Raw genomic sequence first — 1,267 nt, 5'->3', positions numbered from 1 at the left:
TGACGGGGTGACAACCCCGTCAAAAGCCTTACCTATAGCGCTTTGAGACGTTTTGTGGTAAAAAAAAATGGGCGATCGTTCTCAACAACCCCCAGAATAATTAAATGCTTCCTTTATTTTACCAAAATTGCTTGTCAAGTCAACTCAAAAAAACTGAATACTTAACTCTTGCAATTGTTGTCTGCCTTTTACAAATACACAAACAGGTCAGTATTGAGAGACTAGCTACTGTTTGGTCATATCCTGTACTCTTTGAGAGTCGGAGGCGCAATCTTCAAAGATTTTTTAAGTTGCCAGTCTTGCGAATTGAAACCATCTGGTTTCCCTTGGTGAAATACATCTTGAACACGGCTTTTAAAAATCAGTCTGTGTTGATGCTAGCTATCGACCGCACTCAATGGCGACACAATAATTTATTTTTTATTAGTCTAATTTGGTCGCAAAGGGCTATTCCTTTATACTGGGAAATACTCCCCAAAAGAGGCAGTACGAATATTCAAGAACAACAAAATTTAATTACACCTGTTTTGGTCTTGCTACAAGATTATCAAATAATTATTCTAGGAGACAGAGAATTTGGTTCTGTCAAGCTGGCGCAATGGCTCTATGACGTAGGTGTCAAGTTTGTATTAAGAGTTAAACAAGAACGATACATACAATCTGAAAAAGAAGAATATCAACGTCTAAGCGAGTTAGGACTAATACCAGGGACAGGCTTTTATAGAAGCGGGGTTAAAGTTACTAAGCAAAAAGGTTTTGGCAAATTTGATGTGGCAGGTTATTGGAAAAGAAAATACAAAACTAACGGGGCTTCTGAAGGTTGGTTTCTGCTGACCAATGTAGGTAGTTTAAAATTGGCGATCGCGAGTTTTAAATGTCGGAGTGGAATAGAGGCTATGTTTAAAGACTGTAAGACAGGAGGCTATAATTTGGAAAATAGTCATGCCTGTTATGACCGCTTAAAGTCTTTAATTTTATTAATCGCGATCGCATACACTTGTGCAATTATTCAAGGTCATACAATCAAACAGATGGGGATTCAAAAATATGTGGGTCGGGTGCAGGAATTAGGGCGATCGATACGTCGTCATAGCAACTTTTGGATAGGTTTATATGGTGAATGTTGGGTGACAGGAAGTGAAGTTTGCCAAGATTTAGTAACTGAATTAATGAGGATTAGAAGTAATAAGCGACCATTTTTCAAGAAGGGGATAAGGGCTAGAACCTTGATTCTATCTACTCTTTGACGGGGTTGTCACCCCGTCAG

The 1,267-nt window shown here is 38.6% G+C and carries 1 protein-coding gene; it reads left to right on the top strand.

What is annotated here, in order from left to right:
• Nucleotides 1-104 precede the first annotated feature (104 nt).
• The gene (locus OSCI_RS04665) at nucleotides 105-1,247 is read left to right on the top strand and encodes an IS4 family transposase (RefSeq protein WP_019486944.1); all 1,143 of its coding nucleotides are present in this window, start codon (nucleotides 105-107) and stop codon (nucleotides 1,245-1,247) included.
• Nucleotides 1,248-1,267: the final 20 nt, after the last annotated feature.

It is taken from the genome of Kamptonema sp. PCC 6506 (assembly GCF_000180455.1).
In the GTDB taxonomy this organism is placed as follows: domain Bacteria; phylum Cyanobacteriota; class Cyanobacteriia; order Cyanobacteriales; family Microcoleaceae; genus Kamptonema; species Kamptonema formosum.
This window is presented reverse-complemented; position numbering and strand designations above follow the sequence as displayed.